Here is a 17,184-nt window from a genome sequence, read left to right as displayed (position 1 = left end):
TCTGCCGCGCAGCCTGTCAACAGGCCGTTTCCCGGTCGTTGCCCGCGCGTGAACCCCGTGTTACCCGGATGTTCCGTGCGGCGGTTCACCCGGTGAGGCGCGCGCCGGCCGCGGCGGGGGAGGCGCCGGTGTCCTGCCGCCCGTGGCCGTGGACGGCAGGACACCCGCGTCGCCGGACCGGTTCCCGGTCCGGGCCTCACCCCACCTTCTCGATCACCGCCCGCCGGATGAGGAACTTGCCGGGCTCGCGGACCTGCTCGAACGCGGCGTTGTTCAGCAGGACACAGCTGCCGGAGACGGACGTCACCTTCACCGTGGTGGACTTGTCGTTGTCCAGGTTGGTGACCTTCAGGGTCGTCCCCGCCGGGAACTGGCTGCTGGACGCGGCCGGGGCCCCGCCCTCACCGGAGAGCGTCACGGTGGAGCCTTTACACACCTGCTGACCGGAGGCCTGCTGGGCGCCACCCGCCTGCTGCTGGGCGCCCCCGGCCTGCTGGCCGCCGCCCTGCTGGGCGTTGCCGTTCTGCGCCGCCTGGGAATCCTGAGGCGCTTGGGAGCCCTGCGCCGCCTGGGAGCCCTGAGCCGACTCCCCGACGGTGCAACCGGACGCCTTCTGCTGCACCTTGATCTGGTCGATGACCGCCTGCCGGTTGGTGATCCGGGCCGCCGACTGCGCGTCCGGGTTCGCCTTCTGGCCGTCGATGAACTTCTGGTTGTTGCCGAGGGCGGTGGCGAGCCCCTGGCAGACGGTCGAATCACCGGCGGACAGCGTCTTCGCCTGCGGCGGCTGCGCGGCGCCGGACGTGCCGGCCAGTGCGAAGGCCCCGCCGCCCGCCACCGCCGCGGCGCTGACGAGCAGCGCGATCTTCTTCTTCGTACCGAGACTTCGCCTGCGCGACATGCGCGCCTCCTGAAGAGAGAGGGGAGCGTACGGCGCTATGTACGAGATACCGAACGGAGCGACTCAACCGTCACGGCACTGTCTCAAGTAACCTGGATCACAGTCGAGTTGGGAGGCGCTCAGCTCTCCCTGCCGCGGGAGACGGCCTCCCGTACGGCCTCCTCGGTGCGCGCGACCAGGGCCGTGCCGTCGTCGGCGGTGATGATGGGCCGCTGGATCAGCCGGGGGTGCTCGGCGAGAGCCGTGATCCACCGCCCCCGCGACGCCTCGTCCCGGGCCCAGTCCCCGATCCCCAGCTCCTCGGCGACCGCCTCCTGGGTCCGGGTGATGTCCCACGGCTCCAGGCCCAGCCGCTCCAGAACGGCCCTGATCTCGTCCTCGCCCGGCACGTCCTCCAGATAGCGGCGGACGGTGTAGTCGGCCTTCTCGGCGTCCAGCAGGCTGAGGGCGCTACGGCACTTGGAGCAGGCCGGGTTGATCCAGATTTCCATGCGGCACACGGTACCCGGCCCCGTCTCTGTTCGAATTCACGCGACCTCGGCAGCCTCACCGGCATCTGCCGTGACGGAGCGCCAGTTTCCGTCCCCACCTGCTGCTTTGCCCACTCCAGGGCGCCCCCGGTTGTCAGTGCCCGGCAGTAGAATGGAGGCAGTGTTCGAGGGCAGGCGCCGGACGGCCGGCGGCTGCCCCGACCGCGACAGGAGGATGCCCGTGCCCGCTGCCGCCCTGAAGCCGAAACCGTTGCCGACCCAGTCCACCGCCAAGCGATCCGTGCTGTTCGACTCGCCCTACGAGCCCGTGGCGAAGCGCCCGCTGCCGGCCGGACGGCCCCGCGAGTGGTACGTCGCGCACAACCGGCGCCTGAAGGCCATGCGCCTGGCCATAGCCCTGCTGGACTCCGGGGTCCATCTGCCGGGCGAGGCCCGTGACGAGACCATCCGCGGCACCGCCGAGCGGATCGGGATGCGTCCGCCGTCCGACACGACGTGCCGCATGGTGCGGGCGCTGATGCGTTACTCCCGCTGAGCCGGCCGGGCCGCCGGGTGCCCCGCCGGTGCGGGGCACCCGGCACCGTCACGCCGTCGGCTTCCGCTCCGCCACGGCCTCCACCAGCGCCTCCACCAGCGCCGTCCGGTCCGCCGCGTGGTCGCGCAGCCACAGCCCCAGCCAGTGGTCGGCGTCCGGCAGCACCAGGCGTGAGAACCGCGCGCGGGCCGACAGCGCCTCCTGCACGGCCCGGGTCACCACCGCCGGGATGACCGTGTCGGTGCCCGGGACCACCAGGACCGCCCGGCCCTCGTAGGACGAGAAGGCCGCCAGGGCGGGGGAGGTCCGCCAGCTGTCCGGGGTGCGGATGATCTCCGAGAAGCGGCCGTCACCGTCACCGAACGGCACCTCCCAGGCCTCGGGGGCGTAGACGGCGGGCGCGCACAGGCCGACGGCGGCGACCCGGCGTCCGTAGTGCCGCGTCAGATCCGCGACCGTCTGGCCGCTCATGCTGAAACCGACCAGGATCAGCGGCTCGTCCGCCGGGGCGTGCGCGTCGAGCACCGCCACCGCCTGCTCGTAGCGCCGGCGCAGGCTCAGCTGCGCGAGCGCGCCCGTGCTGTCACCGTGTCCGGAGAAGTCGAACGCCAGGGCGCGGCAGCCGCGGGCGGCGAAGTCGGCGAGCAGCGGCGACAGCCGTTCCTTGCTGCCGTTGCCGGCGCCGTGCAGCAGGACCGCCGTGGCCCGGCCGGCCGGACCGGCGCTCACCCCGCTGAGCCGTTCGCCGTCGTACGCATAGCTGAAACCGGTGAGTTCGTCCATGCGGGTCATTCACTCACGGCGGTCCCGCCCACCGGAAAACCTGATGCACCCACGGTGACTCACTCCCTACGCTGAGCGAACGGAGAGGGTCGACCGACACCCTCCGCCCCCCTCGACCCGCCCCAGGGAGGTCCGTCATGCGTGGCACCCTCGCGACCGGCACCGTCGTCCTGGTGCTCCTCGGATGCGGCAACCACCTCTGGTGGCTCGCCGCCGTGGCACTGCTGTACCTGTACGCGACGCACGGGCGTGGCTCGCCCGGTACGGCCCCGCCGGCCGGACCGGCCACCGCGCCCGACAGCTACCGGACCTACCGTGAGCACCGGGACCGCCAGGCCGGATGGGAACGGCGCTACCGCCGGGAACGGCCCGCCGAGGCCCGGCGGCAGGAACAGGAGAAGCACCGGCCGTGAGCCGGGGCGCCGCCGGACGTCACAGGCCGGGGGCGCCCCAGACCGGGAACCAGCGGCCCAGGTCCGGCTCGATCCGCAGGTCGTCCCCGAGCGCCGCCCGCACCTGGAGCTCCAGCGCGCTGTCCCGCCGCCCGCCGCCACCGGGCAGCGGGGCGAACGGGTAGAACGTGCCGCGCTTGTACAGGTAGACGAGCGCCAGCTTCCGGCCGGTGTCGTCCGTGAAACCGGCCAGGGAGCACAGCAGTTGCGGGCCGAAGCCGTTGGCCTCCATCGACGTGTTCACCGCGTGCAGGTCACCCACGAGCTGCGGCAGCCGGTCGGGGGAGCGGCGGGACACCAGCCAGGAGTAGCCGTAACCGTCCCGGCACAGCTCCACCGGCGGCCCGGTGCGGTCGCTGTCCGCGTCCAGCAGCGCCCGCACCTCACGATGGGTCCGCTCGAAGGCCGCCCCCTCCACGGTGGCGAAGCACACCGCCCCGTCCCCGGTCGCCGTGAAACCGGCCGCCGCCTCGAGCGTCACGGCGGCGGAGGGCAGCGCGAACAGCCGGTCGAGATCCGGCGCGACCGGTCTCGTACGGCCCAGCAGGATGTCCAGCAGGCCCACCGCTCACCCCGCCCCGCCCGGGCGGGCGGCCTCGCCCAGCTCCGCCGAGATCCGGCCGAGCTGCTCCAGCCGCTCCTCCAGGGGCGGGTGGGTGGAGAAGAACCGCTCCAGACCCGCCTTGCCGCCGGTCGCCGGGGTGAAGTAGAAGGCGTTGAACGCCTGCACCGTGCGCAGGTCCTCGGCCGGGATCCGGGCGATCTCCCCGGAGACCTTGGTGAGCGCCGACGCCAGCGCCGAGGGCCGCCCGGTGAGGAGGGCCGCCGCACGGTCGGCCGCCAGCTCCCGGTAGCGGGACAGCGCCCGGATCAGCAGGAAGCTGAGCGCGTACACGGCCAGGGAGACGCCCAGTACGGCGGCGAGCACGGCGGCCGTGTTCTGGTCCCGCCGGCCCCCGCCCAGGATCTGCGAGTACAGGGCGAACCGCACGACCAGACCGGCGAGCACCCCGAGGAACGAGGCGATCGTGATCACGGCGACGTCCTTGTGCCGCACGTGCGACAGCTCGTGCGCCAGCACGCCCTCCAGCTCCCCGGGATCCAGCCGGCGCAGCAGTCCGGTGGTCACGCAGACCACCGCGTGCTCGGGGCTGCGCCCGGTCGCGAACGCGTTCGGCATGTCCATCCGGGACACGGCGACCGCCGGCTTGGACAGGTCGGCCATCGCGCACAGCCGGTCCACCACCGCGTGCAGCTCCGGGTACTCCTCACGCTCCACGACCCGCCCGCGCATCGCGAACATGGCGATCCGGTCGGAGAACCAGAACTGCGCGACGAACATCGCCCCGATCAGGACGGCGACCAGCACCCACGACCGCAGCAGCACGATCAGCGCGGCGACGAACCCCACGTACAGCAGCCCGAGCAGGAACAGCGTCAGCCCCATGCGCACGGTCAGGCGCCGGTCGCTCCGAAAACGGCTCTGCATGCTGCACCACCCCGCAGTCAGGCACTCGTCCCGCATCCAGTGTGCACCCGCCGGTCCCCATGAAGCGGTCAGGGACGGCCCCAGAGGCGGCAAAGGGGCCGCGGTGCCGCGCCGGCCCGCCTCAGTAGGAGGAGCGCATCTGCGCGTAACCCAGCAGCACGATCACCGCGGCCACGCAGCCGAGCACCACGGCCGTCGACACCCACGACGAGCGGCGCGGCACCGGACCGGGGTCGGCGCGGAACGGTGCGGGGTCCGGCGGGTTCTCCTTCCAGCGGGCGGCGAGCATCCGGGCCCGCGCGGAGGGCTCCTTGTGCTCGGCCGAATTCGCCCACCTGTGATCGAACTCGCGCTCCCAGTCGTCCTGTTCCGACATCCCCGTTCAACCTCTCTCGTCCGGCAGAGCCCGGAAGAATGATCCCCCGACAATAGGAAGTCTGGGAAGCGCGGAAGGTTGCGCAGGGGAGCGGATCGGTCGCCCGGCCCGACGACGAGGCCCCGCCGCTCTCCGTGCGGAGAGGGGCGGGGCCTGGCCGGCGCTCGGGGGCGACTGTCACACGTCGAAGTACAGCTCGAACTCGTGCGGGTGCGGGCGCAGCTGGAGCGGGGCGATCTCGTTGGTGCGCTTGAAGTCGATCCACGTCTCGATCAGGTCCGGCGTGAAGACGTCGCCCTGGAGGAGGAACTCGTGGTCGGCCTCCAGGCGGTCCAGGACCGCGCCGAGGGAGGTCGGGACCTGGGCCACGTTCGCGTGCTCCTCGGGAGCCAGCTCGTAGAGGTCCTTGTCGATCGGCTCGGCCGGCTCGATCTTGTTCTTGATGCCGTCCAGACCGGCCAGCAGCAGCGCGGAGAAGGCCAGGTACGGGTTGCCCGAGGAGTCCGGGGCGCGGAACTCGACGCGCTTGGCCTTCGGGTTGGAACCCGTGATCGGGATACGCATCGCCGCCGAGCGGTTGCGCTGCGAGTACACCAGGTTGATGGGCGCCTCGAAGCCCGGCACCAGGCGGTGGTAGGAGTTCACCGTCGGGTTGGTGAAGGCCAGCAGCGACGGCGCGTGCTTGAGGATGCCGCCGATGTAGTAGCGGGCGGTGTCCGACAGGCCCGCGTAACCGGCCTCGTCGTAGAACAGGGGGTCGCCGTTGCTCCACAGCGACTGGTGCACGTGCATGCCCGAGCCGTTGTCACCGAAGATCGGCTTCGGCATGAAGGTCGCGGTCTTGCCGTTGCGCCAGGCGATGTTCTTCACGATGTACTTGAAGAGCTGGAGGTCGTCGGCGGCGGCGAGCAGCGTGTTGAACTTGTAGTTGATCTCCGCCTGGCCGGCGGTGCCCACCTCGTGGTGCTGGCGCTCGACCTTCAGGCCGGACCGCTCCAGCTCCAGGGAGATCTCGGCGCGCAGGTCGGCGAAGTGGTCGACCGGCGGGACCGGGAAGTAACCGCCCTTGTAGCGGACCTTGTACCCGCGGTTGTCCTCCAGCGCACCGGTGTTCCAGGCGCCCGCCTCGGAGTCGATGTGGTAGAAGGACTCGTTCTCGGCGGTCCGGAAACGCACGGAGTCGAAGACGTAGAACTCGGCCTCCGGACCGAAGTACGCGGTGTCCGCGATACCGGTCGAGGCGAGGTAGGCCTCCGCCTTCTTCGCCACGTTGCGCGGGTCACGGGAGTACTGCTCGCCCGTGATCGGGTCGTGGATGAAGAAGTTGATGTTGACGGTCTTGTCCCGGCGGAACGGGTCGACCCGCGCGGTGGACAGGTCGGGCCGCAGGGCCATGTCCGACTCGTGGATGGCCTGGAAACCGCGGATCGAGGACCCGTCGAACGCCTGCTCGGCGTCGGGGTCGAACGCCTCGGCGGGCAACGTGAAGTGCTGCATGACGCCCGGCAGGTCGCAGAACCGGACGTCGATGAACTTGACGTCCTCGTCCGCGATGTACTTCTTGGCCTCGTCGGCGTTCTGGAACATCCAGCTCCTCCTACTCCCGACCGTCGACGCCGGGGTGGTAGATCGTTCGTGCGGCCAGTGCGGTGGCACACGCTGGTCTCGACCCTAGGGACGGGTGATTTCTCGGGCGTGACTCGTTTGTTTCACAGAAGTTAACCAGCCACCTGTCCACCGTAGCGCCGGCCACACCCCTGACGTAGTGCCCGGAACCGGGCACAGTACCGTGGACGGGTGGACAACAGGCAGGCACTCGGATCGTGGCTCTCCGGCCCCCGCGCGGCCATGGAGGACGCGGGCGCCGACTTCGGATACCGGGGCGAGCAGCTCGGTCTCCCGGAGCACGGGCCGAACTCGGTCGCCCGGCCCGGACGGCGGCTCGGCGCCCTCGCCGTGGACTGGGCGCTGTGCGTGCTGATCGCATACGGCCTGATCACCCACGGCTACGGCCCCGCCACCAGCAACTGGACACTCGGCGTCTTCTTCGTCCTGAGCGCCCTGACCGTCGGCACGGTCGGCTTCACCCCGGGCAAGCGCCTGTTCGGCATCCGGGTCGTGGCCCTGGAGACCGGCACCGTCAGCCCGGCACGCTCGCTGCTGCGCACGGTCCTGCTGTGCCTCGCGATCCCCGCCCTGGTCTGGGACCGGGACGGCCGCGGCCTGCACGACCGGCTCGCCAGGACGGTCGAGGTCCGCATCTGACGCCGGCCCCGTCCGACACCTGACGCCCGGCGCCCCGTCCGGCCCCGACGTCCCGGACGCCGCCGGTACGCCGTAGGCGGTACGCCTGTCGGACCCCCGCCCACACCGCGGACGCCACCGACACCCCGTACGCCGCCCGCGCGCCAGCGCCGACACCGCTGTCGGACGCCACCCGGATGCCTGCCGCCGCCCGTACCCCGGGGGCGGCACGCCTGTCGGACGCCGCCCGCATCAGGACGGGCCGACTTCCTGGCCTCCGCCCGCGCGCCAGCGCCAACGCCGCTGTCGGACGCCATCTGCATGCCTGCCGCCGCCCGTACCCCGGGGGCGGCACGCCTGTCGGCCCCTCCCGAACCCAGGACGGCCCCGCATCTCGGACGCCGCCCGCATCCCGGCCGGCGCCGATGTCCCGGACGCCGCCCGCATCCGCCGGGGCGGCATGCCTGATGCACCCCGTCCGCAGCCCGCACGGCGGCTCACGCACATCGCCGAGACGCCGCCCGCACCCCGCGTGCGGGGCCGCCTCAGCCGCGGTGCAGGACCTCCGCCAGTGCCTCCCGCAGCCCGGTCTCCTGATCCCGGACGGTGCCGGAGGCGCGCCAGGCCACGAATCCGTCCGGTCGCACCAGTACCGCCCCGTCGGCCGTGACTCCGTGGGCCGCCGCCCAGTCGTCACCCTCCGTGTCGTACGTCAGCCCGGCGTCCGCGCCCGCACCGATCCGGTACGCCTCCAGCGGCACGCCGTCCGTGCCGGCGACGCGGCGGGCGGCGGCGTGCCAGCCGGCGCCGGCGGCGGAACCGGCGTCGCAGAGCAGCACCGGTGACCGCTCGTACAGGTCGAGCGTGGAGATCCGCTCGCCCGCGCGGCGCAGCCACAGGTGCGGGGCCCGGCTGCCCGGCTCCCCGGTCAGCCGCAGCGCGTCGGGTACGACCGGCCGGTCAGGGTCGGCGCCCACGACGGCGCCCTCGGGGTAGCGGTAGCCGAGGACCACGTTGAGGATGCCGCCGCGCTTGCCGCCGCCGATGCCGGGGGCGGGCGCGAAACCGGGGTGGCTGTGCTCCACCGAGCGGGCCGAGGCCCGGGCGCTGGTCGCCACGGCCACCGGCCGGCGCTCGGTGTCGTACGTCCCGAGCAGGCCGGGCCCGGCCCAGCCGCCGAGCACGGCGGCCAGCTTCCAGGCCAGGTTGTGGGCGTCCTGGATACCGGTGTTGGAGCCGAACGCGCCGGTCGGCGACATCTCGTGGGCGGAGTCGCCCGCGAGGAACACCCGGTCGGCCGCATACCGTTCGGCCACCCGTTCGGCGGCCCGCCAGGACGCCTTTCCGGTGATCTCGACATCGAGGTCCGGGGCGCCGACCGCGTGGCGGATGTGCCGCTGGAGCCGCTCCTCGGTGAACTCCTCCAGCGTCTCGCCGTGCTCCGGGTGCCAGGGGGCGTGGAAGACCCAGTTCTCCTTGTTGTCGACCGGCAGCAGCGCCCCGTCGCCCCCCGGGTCGGTGAGGTAGCAGCAGATGAAGCGCCGGTCGCCGACGATGTCGGCGAGCAGCTTGGAGCGGAAGGTGACGCTCACGTTGGCGAAGAGGTCGCCGGGGCCGTCCTGCCCGATGCCGAGCCGGCCCCGGACGGGGCTGCGCGGACCGTCGGCCGCGACCAGGTAGTCCGCGCGGACGGTGTACATGCGGTCGCTGTCGCGGTCCCGGACGTACGCCGTCACTCCTTCGGGGTCCTGCGCGAACGACTCCAGCTCGTGGAAGTACCGCAGGTCGCCGCCGAGCGCGCGGGCCCCCTTCACGAGGACCGGCTCCAGGTCGTTCTGGCTGCACAGGCACCACCCCGTGGGGCTGAATCTCGCGAGCCCGCCGCCCGGATCGATCTCCTTGAACAGCCATTCGCCGGCGTCACCGACCAGGCTCGGGGTCTGGAGGATGCCGTGGTTGTCCGCGAGGAGCGCGGCCGCCTCCTTGATGCCGGGCTCGACACCGGCCCCCCGGAACAGCTCCATCGTCCGCACGTTGTTGCCGCGTCCGCGCGGGTGGACCGAGGTCCCGGAGTGCCGCTCGACGAGCAGGTGCCGTACGCCGAGACGGCCCAGGAACAGGGACATGGACAGGCCCACCAGAGAGCCGCCCACGACGAGGACGGGAACCTGGTGATCGGCTTTCTGCTGCATCGAGGCTCCTGAGGCAGAGGTGGGGTGTGGGGCGTGTCGCAGTGTCCATGCCCGGTGGGAGGGGTTCCGCGTCCGCAATCACCCGCGTGGTTCACGCGAGTCGCGCGCATCGGGGGACCGGCACAGGATCAGAAAGCGCTGACGTCGCGTCATCGGCGGCCGGCGTTCGGCTCTGCTCTTCGTGAAGGAGATGTGCGCAGTATGACCACCACATCGGAAAAGGTTTCGGAACAGCTGACGCGACACGCGTCGAAGCGGGTCTCCCAGTCCGTGTTCGACGGCTCCCGCCTCCGGGTCGTCCTGCTGGTGGACGTACACGACGGCGCCCAGCAGCAGTTCCTGGAGGCCTACGAACAACTGTGCAGCCAGGTCGCGTCCGTGCCCGGGCACGTCAGCGACCAGCTGTGCCAGTCGATCGAGAACCCCTCCCAGTGGCTCATCACCAGCGAGTGGGAGAGCGCCCCGCCGTTCCTCGCCTGGGTGAACAGCGAGGAGCACGTGCGGATGGTGGAGCCGCTCCACAGCTGCGTACGGGACACCCGCTCGCTGCGCTTCCACGTCGTCCGCGAGACGGGCGGCGACGCCGCCGCGGCCAGCGCGGCCCAGCGCCGGCTCCAGACGTCCCCGCGGATCGGCGACGGCGTGATCCGGCACGCGCTCACCTTCACCGTGAAGCCGGGCAGCGAGCCGGAGGTCGCGAGGATCCTCGCGGACTACGCCTCGCCCGAGGCGCGGGTCGACGAGACCACCCGTCTGATGCGCACCTCCCTGTTCATGCACGGCAACCGGGTGGTACGGGCCATCGAGGTCCGCGGCGACCTGCTCGCCGCCCTGCGCCACGTCGCCCGGCAGCCCGAGGTACGGGCCGTCGAGGAGGCCATCAACCCGTACCTGGAGCAGGAGCGGGACCTCGACGACCAGGAGTCCGCGCGGGTGTTCTTCACCCGGGCGGCGCTGCCGGCGGTCCACCACGTCAGCGCGGACGAACTGCCCGAGGGCGAGCGGCACGCGCTGTACTACCCCGCCCGGCCGGGCAGCGGGATGCAGCTGGCCGAGCTGCTCGCCCGGCAGGACGAGGAGGCGGCGGAGGACCCGGACAGCCCGGTCCTGCGCAGCACGATCTTCCAGCGCGACGACGTCGTCGTCCGGCTGATCGACGTGCGCCCCGGCCCGGGCGCCGACGCAGCCCTGCCGCGACGCGCGGCGCAGGCCCCGCTGGACGCCCTGCTGGACGGCGACGCCGTCCGCATGGAACTCATCACCGACCGCCGCTCGCCGGTCGCCTGACTGTCAGGCGCAGCACACCCACGGAGGAACGTCGTGATCAAACCCCTTCCGAAGATCGTGGACCTCAGCGAGGTCGAGCACAACACCCGGCGCGGCGGCGATCTGCGCGCCATGCTCACCCCGGCCACGGTGGGCTCCACCAGCGGATTCATGGGCGTGGCCCTCATCCAGCCCGGCGAGCGCATCGGTGAGCACTACCACCCGTACTCCGAGGAGTTCGTGTACGTGGTCTGCGGGGAGCTGGAGGTGGACCTCGACGGCGAGCCGCACCCGCTCCGGCCGGAGCAGGGGCTGATGATCCCCCTCAACATGCGCCACCGCTTCCGCAACGTGGGCGACGTGGAGGCGCGGATGGTCTTCCATCTGGGCCCGCTGGCCCCGCGCCCCAGCCTGGGACACGTCGACACGGAGGAGACGGAGGTCATCGGGGCCGCCGCGGTGGTCACGGAGCCCGCTGCGGCGGGTGCCGCCCCCGCCCGGGGTCAGGTCCGGTCATGACCCGGCGCGTGGCGGTCACTGGCATAGGCATCGTCGCCCCGGGCGGCATCGGCGTACCGGCCTTCTGGGATCTGCTCGCCAACGGCCGGACCGCGACGCGGGGCATCACCTTCTTCGATCCCTCGGGGCTGCGGTCGCGCATCGCGGCGGAGTGCGACTTCGACCCGGCAGCACACGGGCTGGACGAGGAGCAGGCCGCACGCGCGGACCGGTACATCCAGTTCGCGCTGGTCGCCGGGGCGGAGGCGGTCCGGGACTCGGGCCTGGACCTGGCCCGGGAGGACCCGTGGCGGGTCGGGGTGTCCCTGGGCACCGCGGTCGGCGGCACCACCCGGCTGGAGCACGACTACGTCCTGGTCAGCAACCGCGGGGAGCACTGGGACGTCGACCACCGGCAGGCGGAGCCGTACCTGCACCGGGCGTTCTCGCCCAGCACGGTCGCCTCCGCGGTGGCGGAACGGTTCGGCGCCCAGGGACCGGTGCAGACCGTCTCCACCGGCTGCACCTCCGGCCTGGACGCGGTCGGGTACGCCTTCCACAGCGTCGAGGAGGGCCGGGCGGACATCTGTATAGCGGGTGCCTCCGACTCCCCGATCTCCCCGATCACCATGGCCTGCTTCGACGCGATCAAGGCCACGTCCTCCAACAACGACGACCCCGCACACGCCTCCCGGCCCTTCGACAACAACCGTGACGGCTTCGTCATGGGCGAGGGCGGCGCGGTGCTCGTCCTGGAGGAACTGGAACACGCCCGGGCCCGCGGCGCCCACGTGTACTGCGAACTGGGCGGCTACGCCACCTTCGGCAACGCCTACCACATGACGGGCCTGACCAGCGAGGGCCTGGAGATGGCGCGAGCCATCGAACTGGCCCTCGACCACGCCCGGCTGGACCCGACGGCGATCGACTACGTCAACGCGCACGGCTCCGGCACCCGGCAGAACGACCGCCACGAGACGGCGGCCGTGAAGCGGGCGCTCGGCCCGCACGCCTACGACACCCCGATGAGCTCCATCAAGTCGATGGTGGGTCATTCCCTCGGCGCGATCGGGGCGATCGAGGTCGTCGCCTGTGTGCTGGCCCTGGCCGAGCAGGTCGTACCGCCGACCGCCAACTACGACACCCCCGACCCCGAGTGCGACCTGGACTACGTCCCGCGTGTCGCCCGCGAACGGAAGCTCTCCAGCGTCCTGTCCGTGGGCAGCGGGTTCGGGGGGTTCCAGTCCGCCGTGGTCCTGACCCGGACGAGGGAGAGGACACCATGAGCGAACCGCACGACCGGCGCGCGGTCATCACCGGCATCGGGGTGGTCGCGCCGAACGGCACCAGCACCGAGACCTTCTGGAAGGCCACCCAGGAAGGCCTCAGCGTCCTCGGCCCGGTCACCCGCGAGGGCTGCGAGCACCTTCCGCTGAAGGTGGCCGGCGAGGTCCGCGGCTTCGATCCGGCGGCGACGATCGAGGAGCGCTTCCTCGTCCAGACCGACCGGTTCACGCACTTCGCCATGGCCGCGGCCGACTTCGCCCTGGACGACGCACGGCTCGGGCAGGCCGACGCCGCCGAGTCGCCCTACTCCATCGGCGTGGTGACGGCGGCCGGTTCCGGCGGTGGCGCGTTCGGCCAGCGCGAACTCCAGCAGCTGTGGAGCAAGGGCAGCCGGTTCGTCGGCCCCTACCAGTCCATCGCCTGGTTCTACGCCGCCAGCACCGGCCAGATCTCCATCCGCCGCAAGTTCAAGGGCCCCTGCTCGGTCGTCGCCTCCGACGAGGCCGGCGGCCTGGACGCCCTGGCGCACGCGGCACGGGCCGTGCGGCGCGGCACCGACGTGATCGTGGCCGGTTCCACCGAGGCGCCGCTGGCGCCGTACTCGGTGGTGTGCCAGCTCGGTTACGAGGAGCTGAGCACCGTCGCCGACCCGGCCCGCGCCTACCGGCCGTTCACCGAGGACGCCTGCGGGTTCGTGCCGGCCGAGGGCGGCGCGATGCTCGTGGTGGAGGCGGAGACGACGGCCCGGGAACGCGGCGCGGACATCCGCGCCCACCTCGCGGGACACGCGGCGACCTTCACCGGCGCCTCCCGCTGGGCGGCGTCCCGCGAGGGGCTCGCCCAGGCGATCCGCGGCGCCCTGGCCGACGCGGACTGCGCCCCGGAGGAGATCGACGTCGTCTTCGCCGACGCCCTCGGGGTACCGGAGGCCGACCGCGCCGAGGCGCTGGCCATCGCCGACGTCCTCGGCGGGCACGGCCGGCGCGTGCCCGTCACGGCGCCCAAGACCGGGACCGGCCGCGGCTACTGCGCGGCACCGGTGCTGGACACCGCGGCGGCCGTGCTCGCACTGGAGCACGGCCTGATCCCGCCCACCCCGGGTGTCGTGGCCGCCTGCTACGACCTCGACCTCGTGACCGGCCGCGCCCGCCCCGCCGAGTTGCGTGCGGCGCTGGTCCTCAGCCGGGGCCTCATGGGGTCGAACTCGGCACTCGTCGTCCGCCACGGCGCCGACGGGTGACCCGCACCCCCGCCCGCCCAGCAGCACCCCAGCAGCAAAGGAGAAGCAATCGCCATGAGTGACCGCATCACCGTGGAAGAGCTGTCCGAACTCATGAAGAAGGCCGCCGGAGTGACCCTCTCCGCGGAGGAGCTCCAGCAGCGGTACGACTCCGGCTTCGACGCCCTCGGCGTCGACTCGCTCGGCCTGCTCGGCATCGTCGGCGAGCTGGAGAACCGGCACGGAGCCCCGATGCCCACCGACGCGGAGCGTTCCAGGACGCCCCGCCAGTTCCTCGACCTCGTCAACAGCGCACTGCCCGCGGGAGCCTGACATGACCGGACACACCCGGAACGAGATCACCATCGCGGCACCCGTCGACCTGGTCTGGGACATGACCAACGACGTCGCGAACTGGCCGCAGCTGTTCAGCGAGTACGCCCGGGCCGACATCCTCTCGCAGGAGGGGAACAAGGTCACCTTCCGTCTCACCATGCACCCCGACGAGAACGGCACGGTGTGGAGCTGGGTCTCGGAACGGGAGACCGACCGTGACCGGCTGAGCGTCACGGCGCGCCGCATCGAGACCGGTCCCTTCGCCCACATGGACATCCGCTGGGAGTACGAGGAGGTCCCGGAAGGCACCCGGATGATCTGGACGCAGGACTTCGCGATGAAGCCCGACGCGCCCGTCGACGACGCCTGGATGACCGACAACATCAACAAGAACTCCAAGGTCCAGCTGGCACTGATCCGGGACCGGATCGAGAAGGCGGCCGCCGGCCACCGGCCCGCCCCGGCCCTGGCCGACTGAGCCGCAGGACAGGAGAAGACCGTGCACCAGGCCCTGATCGTCGCCCGCATGGCCCCGGGTTCCGCCTCCGACATCGCCAAGGTGTTCGCGGAGTCCGACCGGGGAGAGCTGCCGCACCTCGTCGGCGTCGTCCGGCGCAGCCTCTTCCAGTTCGGCGATGTGTACATGCACCTCGTCGAGTCCGAGCGGGAGCCGGGACCGGCCATCGCCAAGGTCACCTCGCACCCCGACTTCGTCGAGGTCAGCGAGCGCCTCTCGGCGTACGTCAGCGCGTACGACCCGGAGACCTGGCGGTCCCCGAAGGACGCGATGGCGCAGCGCTTCTATCTCTGGGAGCGCGACGCCGGAGCGTGAGACCCCCGTCCGGCCACCGGTGCCGGGCCCGCGTCACGACGCGGGCCCGGCACCGGTGTTGCGCGCGGGCGTCCGCTCACGCGGAGACCGTGCAGTCGAACGCGTGCAGATACGGGTTGACCGGCCGGATGTCACCGACGGTCAGGCCCGCGCCCTCCAGCCGCGCGACCATGCTGGCGGTGGTGTGCTTGGCCCCGCCGACGTTGAGCAGCAGCAGCAGGTCCATGGCGGTGCTGAACCGCATCGACGGGGTGTCGTCGACGAGGTTCTCGATGACCACGACCCGGGTGCCGGGGCCGCCCGCCTCCACCACGTTGCGCAACAGCCTGGTCGTGGACTCGTCGTCCCACTCCAGGATGTTCTTGATGATGTAGACGTCGGCCTCGACCGGGACGGACACACGGACGTCGCCGGGCACGATGCGCGCCCGGCCGGAGAGATCGCCGCCCTCGCGCAGCCGCGGCACGGCGTTCTCCACCACCCGGGGCAGGTCGAGCAGGTAGCCCCGCATCGCCGGGTACTTGTCCAGCAGGCTCGCCACCACGTGGCCCTGACCGCCGCCGAGGTCCGCGACGGACGAGGCGCCGGACAGGTCCAGCAGCGCGGCGACATCGCGCGCCGACTGCTCGCTGGAGGTGGTCATCGCCCGGTTGAAGACGTCCGCCGACTCGGGGGCGTCCTCGTTCAGGTAGACGAAGAACTCCTTGCCGTAGAGGTCCTCGACGACGTTGCGGCCGGAGCGGACCGCCTCGTCGAGCCTCGGCCAGGCGTCCCAGGTCCACGGCTCGGTGCACCACAGGGAGATGTAGCGCAGGCTGTTCGGGTCGTCCTCGCGCAGCAGCCGGGACATGTCGGTGTGGGCGAACGTCCCGTCCGGCCGCTCGGTGAAGACGCCGTAGCAGGACAGGGCGCGCAGCAGCCGGCGCAGCGGCTTGGGCTCGGCCCGCACCGCCGCCGCGAGGTGCTCCACGGTCAGGGGTGCGTCGCCGAGTACGTCGGCGACGCCCAGCCGCGCGGCGGCGCGGACGGCGGCGGCACACGCCGCCCCGAACACGAGCTCTCTCAGCCGCATCGACGGCGGAGGGGGAGGGGCCGCCCCCTGCCCGGCCGGTGCCGACAGCTCGGGGGATGGTGCGGTCATGTGCCGCCTTCCTTCCTTGTGTGGGTGGGGTCCGGCCGTCCGGTCAGCACAGTCCCGCGGGCTTGGAGGCCCGGCAGGAGTTGCCGTCGAAGGCGTTCCGGCGCTTGGCGGCCTCCTGGTTCACCAGGTCCGCCGGGGTGTTGTTCTCCAGGTGGTTGCCGGTGATCCGGTTCTGTTCGCTCGGGGCACCCACGAAGCTCTTGAACAGGACGATGCCGCCCGACAGCGGGGATCTGCCCGAGTGACCGATCACCGTGTTCCCGGTCACCAGTGCCTTCTCGGTGCCGGTCAGCACGATGCCGGAGCCCTTCAGGTAGGGCAGCCGCGCCGTCTTGGGGCAGTACTTGTTGTTCCGCTCCAGGCGGTTGTCGCTCACGGTCAGGGCGCCCGCCCGCGGCTTGTTCTCGTCGCCGACGACGAACACGCCGGCGCAGTTGGCGGTGAGGTAGTTGCCGGTGACGGTGAGGTTGCGCAGCCGGCGGACGGTGATGCCGATGCGGTTGTCCTCGAGGTGGTTGTGCTCGACCAGCGCGCCCTTGCTGTCGGCGGCGCCCTGCTCGGCCTTGACGTTGTTGGCGAGGAACAGGCCCGCGTCACCGTTGCCCCGGGCGGTGTTCTCCTCGAAGACGCCGCGGGTGGAGTGCTCCTGGGCGATGCCCCACTGCCCGTTGTCGTCGGCGGTCACCCGGCGCACGGTCAGGTGGTCGGTGCCCATGGCCCACAGCCCGGTCCGGGCGAAGCCGGCCACCTTCAGGTCGGCGACGGTGACGTCCCGCAGGGCCTTGTTCTTGCCGCCGACGACACAGATGCCGTTGCCGTTCCCGAGGCAGCTGACCGTTGCCTTCCCGGAGGTGGCGGCGGGCGTCTTCGCGGCCGGCCGGATCACCGTGCGGTGCCCGGCACCGCGCAGCGTCAGTCCCGCTGTCCGCACCGTGACGCTCTCGCGGTAGGTGCCGGCGAGCACGAGCACGGTGTCGCCGGACCGGGCGGCGTTCACCGCCTTCTGGATCGACTCACCCGGATGCACCACGAGGGTCCGGTGGGCGGCCGACGCCGGGGTGGTGCCGGCGAACGTGCCGAGGAGGGCCGCGGTGCACGCGAGGTACGAGATATGGCGTTTTTTCACATTGTGAAGGCTAAGA

General features: G+C 72.0%; 20 protein-coding genes. 10 read left to right on the top strand and 10 right to left on the bottom strand.

Going from position 1 to position 17,184, the window contains the following annotated elements; all coding sequences use genetic code 11:
* Positions 1-196: 196 nt before the first annotated feature.
* Complete coding sequence (locus ABZ117_RS30220) at positions 197-901, bottom strand: hypothetical protein (RefSeq protein WP_356825244.1); 705 nt, start codon at positions 899-901, stop codon at positions 197-199.
* 119 nt (positions 902-1,020) lie between these two features.
* Positions 1,021-1,392, bottom strand: coding sequence for an ArsC/Spx/MgsR family protein (locus ABZ117_RS30215; protein ID WP_356825242.1), 372 nt, complete (start codon positions 1,390-1,392; stop codon positions 1,021-1,023).
* A gap of 220 nt (positions 1,393-1,612) precedes the next feature.
* Between ABZ117_RS30215 and ABZ117_RS30210 the strand changes: the two genes are divergently transcribed.
* Positions 1,613-1,927, top strand: a complete 315-nt coding sequence (locus ABZ117_RS30210; RefSeq protein WP_356825240.1) for a hypothetical protein — start codon at positions 1,613-1,615, stop codon at positions 1,925-1,927.
* A 48-nt stretch (positions 1,928-1,975) separates the two neighbouring features.
* Here the strand turns inward: ABZ117_RS30210 and ABZ117_RS30205 are convergent, their stop codons facing one another.
* On the bottom strand, positions 1,976-2,710 hold the full coding sequence (locus tag ABZ117_RS30205; RefSeq protein ID WP_356825238.1) for an alpha/beta fold hydrolase: 735 nt from the start codon (positions 2,708-2,710) through the stop codon (positions 1,976-1,978).
* A 137-nt stretch (positions 2,711-2,847) separates the two neighbouring features.
* Between ABZ117_RS30205 and ABZ117_RS30200 the strand changes: the two genes are divergently transcribed.
* The gene (locus ABZ117_RS30200; protein WP_356825236.1) at positions 2,848-3,123 is read left to right on the top strand and encodes a hypothetical protein; all 276 of its coding nucleotides are present in this window, start codon (positions 2,848-2,850) and stop codon (positions 3,121-3,123) included.
* 19 nt (positions 3,124-3,142) lie between these two features.
* Here the strand turns inward: ABZ117_RS30200 and ABZ117_RS30195 are convergent, their stop codons facing one another.
* From ABZ117_RS30195 to glnA, 4 genes are all read right to left on the bottom strand, one after another.
* Positions 3,143-3,727, bottom strand: coding sequence for a hypothetical protein (locus ABZ117_RS30195; protein ID WP_356825234.1), 585 nt, complete (start codon positions 3,725-3,727; stop codon positions 3,143-3,145).
* Positions 3,728-3,730: 3 nt separating this feature from the next.
* Positions 3,731-4,651: a zinc metalloprotease HtpX gene (gene htpX, locus ABZ117_RS30190; RefSeq protein WP_356825232.1), complete on the bottom strand. Its 921-nt coding sequence runs from the start codon at positions 4,649-4,651 to the stop codon at positions 3,731-3,733.
* Between the two features lie 121 nt (positions 4,652-4,772).
* Positions 4,773-5,027 carry a hypothetical protein gene (locus ABZ117_RS30185; protein WP_356825230.1) on the bottom strand — a complete coding sequence of 85 codons (255 nt, stop codon included), beginning with the start codon at positions 5,025-5,027 and terminating at the stop codon, positions 4,773-4,775.
* Between the two features lie 177 nt (positions 5,028-5,204).
* Positions 5,205-6,614: a type I glutamate--ammonia ligase gene (gene glnA / locus ABZ117_RS30180; protein ID WP_356825228.1), complete on the bottom strand. Its 1,410-nt coding sequence runs from the start codon at positions 6,612-6,614 to the stop codon at positions 5,205-5,207.
* 210 nt (positions 6,615-6,824) lie between these two features.
* On the opposite strand from glnA, the gene ABZ117_RS30175 reads away from it, so the two are divergent.
* Entirely contained in the window at positions 6,825-7,292 is a 468-nt protein-coding gene (locus ABZ117_RS30175; protein ID WP_356825226.1) for an RDD family protein, read from the top strand.
* Between the two features lie 524 nt (positions 7,293-7,816).
* Here the strand turns inward: ABZ117_RS30175 and ABZ117_RS30170 are convergent.
* Positions 7,817-9,463 (bottom strand): FAD-dependent monooxygenase, encoded by a 1,647-nt coding sequence (locus ABZ117_RS30170; RefSeq protein ID WP_356825224.1) that lies wholly within the window; start codon positions 9,461-9,463, stop codon positions 7,817-7,819.
* 201 nt (positions 9,464-9,664) lie between these two features.
* Between ABZ117_RS30170 and ABZ117_RS30165 the strand changes: the two genes are divergently transcribed.
* From ABZ117_RS30165 to ABZ117_RS30135, 7 genes are read left to right on the top strand one after another with little or no spacing between them, the layout of a single operon-like run.
* Positions 9,665-10,750, top strand: a complete 1,086-nt coding sequence (locus ABZ117_RS30165; protein ID WP_356825222.1) for a SchA/CurD-like domain-containing protein — start codon at positions 9,665-9,667, stop codon at positions 10,748-10,750.
* 33 nt (positions 10,751-10,783) lie between these two features.
* The gene (locus tag ABZ117_RS30160) at positions 10,784-11,248 is read left to right on the top strand and encodes a cupin domain-containing protein (protein WP_356825220.1); all 465 of its coding nucleotides are present in this window, start codon (positions 10,784-10,786) and stop codon (positions 11,246-11,248) included.
* Complete coding sequence (locus tag ABZ117_RS30155) at positions 11,245-12,513, top strand: beta-ketoacyl-[acyl-carrier-protein] synthase family protein (protein ID WP_356825218.1); 1,269 nt, start codon at positions 11,245-11,247, stop codon at positions 12,511-12,513. Before ABZ117_RS30160 ends, ABZ117_RS30155 begins: the two co-directional genes overlap by 4 nt.
* Positions 12,510-13,754 carry a ketosynthase chain-length factor gene (locus ABZ117_RS30150; RefSeq protein ID WP_356825216.1) on the top strand — a complete coding sequence of 415 codons (1,245 nt, stop codon included), beginning with the start codon at positions 12,510-12,512 and terminating at the stop codon, positions 13,752-13,754. Before ABZ117_RS30155 ends, ABZ117_RS30150 begins: the two co-directional genes overlap by 4 nt.
* Positions 13,755-13,808: 54 nt before the next feature.
* Positions 13,809-14,066 (top strand): acyl carrier protein, encoded by a 258-nt coding sequence (locus ABZ117_RS30145; RefSeq protein ID WP_356825214.1) that lies wholly within the window; start codon positions 13,809-13,811, stop codon positions 14,064-14,066.
* Position 14,067: 1 nt separating this feature from the next.
* Entirely contained in the window at positions 14,068-14,547 is a 480-nt protein-coding gene (locus ABZ117_RS30140) for an SRPBCC family protein (protein WP_356825212.1), read from the top strand.
* Positions 14,548-14,568: 21 nt separating this feature from the next.
* Positions 14,569-14,901, top strand: a complete 333-nt coding sequence (locus ABZ117_RS30135) for a TcmI family type II polyketide cyclase (protein WP_121789139.1) — start codon at positions 14,569-14,571, stop codon at positions 14,899-14,901.
* A gap of 76 nt (positions 14,902-14,977) precedes the next feature.
* Here the strand turns inward: ABZ117_RS30135 and ABZ117_RS30130 are convergent, their stop codons facing one another.
* Together ABZ117_RS30130 and ABZ117_RS30125 are read right to left on the bottom strand one after the other, a co-directional pair.
* A complete protein-coding gene (locus ABZ117_RS30130) occupies positions 14,978-16,042 on the bottom strand; it encodes a methyltransferase (RefSeq protein ID WP_356825210.1) in 1,065 nt (354 codons plus the stop codon).
* Positions 16,043-16,085: 43 nt separating this feature from the next.
* On the bottom strand, positions 16,086-17,168 hold the full coding sequence (locus ABZ117_RS30125; protein ID WP_356825208.1) for a right-handed parallel beta-helix repeat-containing protein: 1,083 nt from the start codon (positions 17,166-17,168) through the stop codon (positions 16,086-16,088).
* Positions 17,169-17,184 lie beyond the last annotated feature (16 nt).

The sequence above is a fragment of the Streptomyces sp. NPDC006309 genome (assembly GCF_040613095.1).
In the GTDB taxonomy this organism is placed as follows: Bacteria; Actinomycetota; Actinomycetes; order Streptomycetales; family Streptomycetaceae; genus Streptomyces.
The sequence above is the reverse complement of the archived record's forward strand: the minus strand, read 5'-3'. Positions and strand labels throughout refer to the sequence as shown.